The following is a 6,060-nucleotide window of genomic DNA, read 5'->3' as shown; positions in this document are numbered from 1 at the left end:
TGCCGTTGCGAGGGTGTCCAGGTCTTTCGTCACACATTGACATTGGGCGCCCTCGTGCCATTTCCGCAGGCGAACCCTTGGACTCATTCATCTAGGCGCGGCGTACGGTGCGGCGTACGGAGCGTCCGGCCAGGACGTCCGTCCTGCGGCCGTCCTCGATCACGAAGCGACCGTCGATCAGGACGTGCGGAATCCCGGCCGGAAGCGTGCGCGGCGCCTCGAACGTCGCCCCCGCCGCCACCGTCTCCGGGTCGAAGAGCACGAGGTCGGCCCGGTAGCCCTCACGCACCAGACCCCGGTCCGGCAGCCGCAGCCGGGCCGCGGGGCGGCCGGTCAGATGCGCCACGCACTCCTCCAGTGAGAGGACGCCGAGCTCCCGTACGTAGTGGCCCAGGTACCGGGGGAAGGTCCCGTAGGCGCGCGGATGCGGCTTGGCGCCGTGCAGGATGCCGTCGCTGCCGCCGGTGTGGACGGGGTGCTTCATGATCGCCTGAACGTTCTCCTCGTGCCCGACGTACTGCAGGATCGTCGAGCCCAGCCGGTCCTCCAGCAGTAGCCGGCGCGCGGTGACCCACGGGGCCTCGCCGCGTTCACGCGCGCTCGCGGCGACCGTTTTGCCGACGTGGCCGCCGAGGTCCGGGTCGCTCACGCCCGAGATCTCGATGGTGTCCCAGTCGATCGGCACCCCATGGCAGCCGTCCGCCCCCTCCACCTCCATCACCTGCCGGATCCGCTCGGCCGTCGCGTCGTCACGCAGCCGCGCGAGGGCCGCATCGGGGCCGCCCTCGGCCGCCCAGCTCGGCAGCATCGCGGCGAGCGTGGTGCAGCCGGGGAGATAGGGATAGGTGTCGAGGGTGATGTCGGCGCCGTCGGCGAGCGCGGCGTCCAGCAGGGCGAGGAGTTCGGGGGCGCGGCCCTTGTTCACGCCGAAGTTCATGGTGGCGTGGGCGAGGTGGAGCGCGCAGCCCGCCTCCCGGCTGAGGGCCACCATCTCCTCGTACGCGCGCAGGGCGCCGGCGCCGTAGGAGCGGTGGTGCGGGCAGTAGTAGCCGTCGTACGCCGCCACGACCCGGCACAGCTCGGTGAGTTCGCCGTCGGAGGCGTACATCCCGGGGGTGTAGGTGAGCCCGGAGGACAGCCCGACGGCGCCCTGCTCCAGCCCCTCGGCCACCAGCCGCTTCATGTGCTCGACCTCGGCGGGCGTGGCGTCGCGGTCCTCCCAGCCGACCGCGAGCATCCGGACGGTGCCCTGCGGGACGAGGTACGCGGCGTTGACCGCGATGCCCTGGCCGTCGAAGCCGTGGTCGAGGCGGTCCAGGAAGCCGCCGACCGTGCGCCAGTCGAAGTCGATGTCCGTACTTCCGGGCGCACCGCCGTTCCATCCGGTGATGGCGGTACGGACCTGGGCGAGCGTCCGGTCGTCCACGGGCGCGTACGAGAGCCCGTCCTGGCCGATCACTTCGAGGGTCACGCCCTGGGCGGCCTTCGCGGAGTGGTCCGGGTCGCGGAGCAGCGCGAGGTCGCTGTGCGCGTGCATATCGATGAAACCGGGGGAGAGGACGAGACCGTCCGCGTCGACGACGCGCCGCCCCGAGGGCCGCCGGGCGCCATCGCCCTCCCGGGCGATGGCGCTGATCCGCCCGCCGTCCACGGCCACGTCGGCCCGGTAGGCGGCGTTTCCGGTGCCGTCGGTGACGCGCGCGTCGCGGATGACCAGGTCCATGCGGGGTACTGCCTCTCTGCTCGTGCCGGCCGCGCGCCTACGGCGCCCGGTTGTCTCCCCACCCGCCCGCCCTTGCCTTCCGAGGGGCGGGGCCCCTCGGGCTCCCCAGCGCCCGGCGGGCCCGTGCCCCGGCCCTGACGGGCCGAGGGCCGGGTCCATCTCTCTGCCGGATCCGGTGCGGGTCCGGTTGTCTGTCCCCGCCGGTGTCCCCACCGGCGGGGAGGCCGGTTGGTCTCCGGGTGGAGTCCTGTCCCGGTCCACGTCCTGGCCCTGACGGCCGGGTCCGGTCCGGGCCCCGGCCAGGCAGGGCCTCGGCCGGAGGCCCGGCGCGGGTCCGGGATGGGCCACGTGGCGGAGCCGGGCGGGGTTCCGGGGCGGGGCCCCGGCTGGGGGCTGGGGCGCGGCGCCGGGCATGGGGCGGGTGGGTCAGAAGAAGGTGCGGACGTAGTCGGTGACCGTGCCGTCCGCTTCCGCCACCGGGATCAGCTGCCACTTGTCGAAGCTGGTGCAGGGGTGGGAGAGGCCGAGGCCGACCCAGTCGCCGACTTCCAGTTCCGCGCCTTCCTCGACCGTGACCCAGGCGTGCTGGTCGGACAGGCCGGTGATCGCGAGACCGTTGGCGGGGCGGGTGGAGCCGTCGCGGGCGGAGCGGATGAGCTGGGGCTCGGGGAGGTCGAGGTCGTAGGCGGCGTCCCGCTTGCCGGCGTTGAGGAAGGCCTGGCCGGGTTCGGGGCGGGAGATGACCTGGGCCCAGAGGCGGAAGGCGGGCTGCAGCGCGCCCTCGTCCGGGATCCGGTTGAAGGGGGTCAGATGGCGGTAGTGGCCGTCGTCGTGGGAGACGTACGCGCCCGAGCGCAGCAGCTTCAGTGCCGGCCGGGAGAGTTCCGGAAGCTCCGCGAAGACGTCCGCCACCGCGTCGAACCACGCGCTGCCGCCCGCGCTGACCACGATCTCGTCCGCCTCGCCGGACCCGCCGAGCCCTTCGAAGCGGCCGGCCGCGTCGAAGTCGGCGGCCAGCGCGGTGAGCCGGCGCAGCCAGGCCCGTACCCGCTCGCCGTCGGCCTGCGGCACCTCGCCCTCGTAGCCCGCGACGCCGACGAGACGCAGGGTCCCGGTGGCCGCGATCGCGTCGGCGACCGCCGCGCACTCGGCCTCCGTACGGACCCCCGTACGCGCCCCCTCGCCCGCGCCCAGTTCGACCACGACATCGACCGGACGCCGCGCCCCGGCCTCGCGCAGCGCCGCGTCCATCAGTTCGACGCCGCGCACCGAGTCGACGTAGGCGATGAAGCGGAAGCCGGGGTCGGCGTCGAGTTCGGCGGCGAGCCAGTGGAGGGCGGCGGCGTCGACGACCTCGTTGGCGAGGAAGATCCGCTGGATGCCGAAGGCCCGGTACAGCCGCACCTGGGTGGGGACGGCCGCGGTGATTCCCCAGGCGCCGTGGGCGAGTTGGCGTTCGAAGAGCTGTGGGGCGAGGGAGGTCTTGCCGTGCGGGGCGAAGGCCAGCCCGTGGGCGGCGGAGTAGCGCTCCATGGCCTGGAGGTTGTGTTCCAGGGCCTCGGCCGACAGCGCCAGTACGGGCGTGGTGAAGCCGCCGGTGAACAGGGAGCGCCGCTCGGCGGCGAGCTCCCCGACGGTGCGGCCCTCGGCGTTCGGCGGCAGTCCCTTGAAGCGGTGGTCGACGCGCTCCCGCGCGAGGCCCGCGACGGACGGGTCGCTGGGGTCGATGGCCATGGAGGCGCCTCCATAAAAATCCTGGTTGCAATATATGCAACGGTCATTGCGTATAACGCTCAGGGCTGTCTAACATCCCGCCAAGCACCGGGTCAACGGTGTGTGGCCTACCCCCACCCGCGAGAAGCGAGACCGCCCGTGTCCCCTGTCCCGAGCGTCGATGTCGTGTGCCTCGGCGAGTCGATGGTGACCTTCGTCCCGTCCCGGCCTGGCCGGCTCGCCGATGTGCCCGCCTTCGACCGGGGGATCGGCGGGGCCGAGTCCAACGTCGCATGCGGGCTGGCTCGCGGTGGGCACAGCGCGCGCTGGATCAGCCGGGTGGGTACGGACGGCTTCGGCGATCACCTCGTGGCGGAGATCGCGGCCACGGGGGTGGACGTCGGATGCGTCCAGCGCGACCCCCGCCGCCCCACCGGGATCTACTTCCGTACGGCGGGCGAGCGGGCCGTCGGGGCGGGGCGGGGCACGGAGGACGACGAGGCCGAGGGCGCGGAGCCGCTGGCCGAGGTCGTCTACTACCGGGCCGGGTCCGCCGCCGCGGCCATGTCCCCGGCGCTGGTCCCGCGGGAGCAGGCGTGGTCCGGCCGGGTCCTCCATCTGACCGGCATCACCCCGGCCCTCTCCGACGACTGCCTCGCCCTGATGCGCGGTCTCACCGCGCGAGCCCCCGGCCGCCCCCTCGTCTCCTTCGACCTCAACTACCGCGTATCGCTGTGGCGGGACGGCGCCGGCGAACGGGCCGAGGGCCGGGGCCCGTCCGTCCTGCTGGACCTCGCCCGCGGCTGCGACATCGTCTTCGTCGGCGAAGACGAGGCCGAGGCGGCGTGGGGGGTGCGCGGCGCGGCGGCGATCCGGGCGGCCCTCCCCGAACCGGAGGCGCTGGTCGTCAAGCAGGGCGGCGTGGGAGCCACCGCCTACGCCCGCCGGGCCGACGGCGATGACGCCGTCACCTTCGCCCCCGCCCTGCGCGTCGACGTCGTCGCGCCGGTCGGGGCGGGCGACGCCTTCGCCGCCGGGTTCCTCGCGGGCACCCTGCGCGGCCTGCCCGTCGCCGAACGGCTGCGCCACGGCCATCTCATGGCCGCCGCCGCCCTCACCGTCCCCGGCGACCTCGGCACCCCGCCGTCACGCGAGCGCGCCGACCGCCTGGTGGCGCTCGACGCCGCCGCGTGGGGCACACTGCGATGCGGCCCTGGCTGGACAGACCTGCCGAACCCGGCACATCCGGGGGCCGAGACCGTAGCGGTGGAGGTAGCCGACTCATGAGCCAGACCGTCGACCGAGCGCTGAGCATCCTGCCCTTGCTGGCGGAGGGGCCGGCCAATCTGGAGCAGGTCGCCACGCGGCTCGGGGTGCACAAGTCGACCGCGCTGCGGCTGCTGCGCACGCTGCACGAGCACGGCATGGTCTACCGCCAGCAGGATCAGCGCTACCGGCTCGGCGCCCGGCTCTTCGCGCTCGCGCAGGAGGCGGTCGAGAATCTCGACGTACGGGAGATCGCCCACCCCCATCTGGTCGCGCTCAACGAGCGGTGCGGGCACACCGTGCATCTCGCGGTGTACGAGGAGAACGAGGTCCTCTACATCGACAAGGTGGAGAGCCGCTACCCGGTGCGGATGTACTCGCGGATCGGCAAGCCCGTCGCGATCACCGTCGCCGCCGTGGCCAAGCTGCTGCTGGCCGATCTGCCCGAGCCCGAGCGGCGGGCGCTCGCCGAGCGGCTCACCTACCCCACGTACACATCCCGTTCGACGCCGAACGCCGCCGCGTTCCTCAAGGAGCTGGCGGTCGTACGCGAACAGGGCTGGGCCACCGACCTCGGTGGCCACGAGGAGTCCATCAACTGTGTCGGGGCGCCCATCCGGGGCGCGGACGGCCGGGTCGTCGCCGCCTGCTCGGTGTCGGCGCCGAACGTCGTCGTCACCGCGGAGGAACTCCTCACGCTGCTACCGCAGGTGCGCCGCACCGCGGAGGCGATCAGCCGGGAATACTCCGGCAGCCCCCACATGTCCCAGGAGTCGCACGACTCACGTAAGGCAACACCCGACAAGAGAGCCGAGGAAACCTCCTCATGAGCGAGAAGCCGCAGAAGACCGCGATCACCCCGGCCACCCACACCGCCCCGCCCGCCAAGTTCTCGCACGGCGTGAAGAAGGGGAACATCCTCCAGGTCGCCGGTCAGGTCGGCTTCGGCCCCGCCGTCCCCGGTCAGGCGCCCACCCCCGTGGGGCCGACCCTGCGTGAGCAGACCCTGCAGACCCTGCGCAATGTGCAGGCCGTGCTGGAGGCGGGCGGGGCGAGCTGGGAGGACGTCGTGATGATGCGCATCTACCTCACCGACACCGACCACTTCGCCGAACTCAACGAGATCTACAACGAGTTCTTCGCGGACCTGAAGGAGGCGCCGGCGGCCCGTACGACGGTCTATGTCGGCCTCCCCGCCGGTCTGCTCATCGAGATCGACGCGCTCGCCGTCCTCGGCTGAGAGCCCCCCTTTTTTCGGGGCTCGGTTCGCCTCCGGGGCGCCTCAGCCACTATCGACGGTCGGCGGCGGTGCGCCCTTTCGGCTCGCCCCCAGCTACCGCTGGGAGGTGCTCCCAGCC

General features: G+C 73.2%; 5 protein-coding genes. 3 read left to right on the top strand and 2 right to left on the bottom strand.

What is annotated here, in order from left to right; all coding sequences use genetic code 11:
- Positions 1–91: 91 nt before the first annotated feature.
- On the bottom strand, positions 92–1,723 hold the full coding sequence (locus ABZS71_RS33385) for a D-aminoacylase (RefSeq protein ID WP_356216118.1): 1,632 nt from the start codon (positions 1,721–1,723) through the stop codon (positions 92–94).
- Positions 1,724–2,149: 426 nt separating this feature from the next.
- The gene (locus ABZS71_RS33380) at positions 2,150–3,457 is read right to left on the bottom strand and encodes an amino acid deaminase (RefSeq protein WP_356216115.1); all 1,308 of its coding nucleotides are present in this window, start codon (positions 3,455–3,457) and stop codon (positions 2,150–2,152) included.
- Between the two features lie 138 nt (positions 3,458–3,595).
- Between ABZS71_RS33380 and ABZS71_RS33375 the strand changes: the two genes are divergently transcribed.
- From ABZS71_RS33375 to ABZS71_RS33365, 3 genes are read left to right on the top strand one after another with little or no spacing between them, the layout of a single operon-like run.
- Positions 3,596–4,723, top strand: coding sequence for a sugar kinase (locus ABZS71_RS33375; RefSeq protein ID WP_356216112.1), 1,128 nt, complete (start codon positions 3,596–3,598; stop codon positions 4,721–4,723).
- Entirely contained in the window at positions 4,720–5,532 is an 813-nt protein-coding gene (locus ABZS71_RS33370) for an IclR family transcriptional regulator (protein WP_356216109.1), read from the top strand. Before ABZS71_RS33375 ends, ABZS71_RS33370 begins: the two co-directional genes overlap by 4 nt.
- A complete protein-coding gene (locus tag ABZS71_RS33365; RefSeq protein WP_356216105.1) occupies positions 5,529–5,942 on the top strand; it encodes a RidA family protein in 414 nt (137 codons plus the stop codon). The genes ABZS71_RS33370 and ABZS71_RS33365 overlap by 4 nt, the downstream gene beginning before the upstream one ends.
- Positions 5,943–6,060 lie beyond the last annotated feature (118 nt).

It is taken from the genome of Streptomyces sp. NPDC005393, assembly GCF_040606675.1.
Taxonomy (GTDB): domain Bacteria; phylum Actinomycetota; class Actinomycetes; order Streptomycetales; family Streptomycetaceae; genus Streptomyces.
The sequence above is the reverse complement of the archived record's forward strand: the minus strand, read 5'-3'. Positions and strand labels throughout refer to the sequence as shown.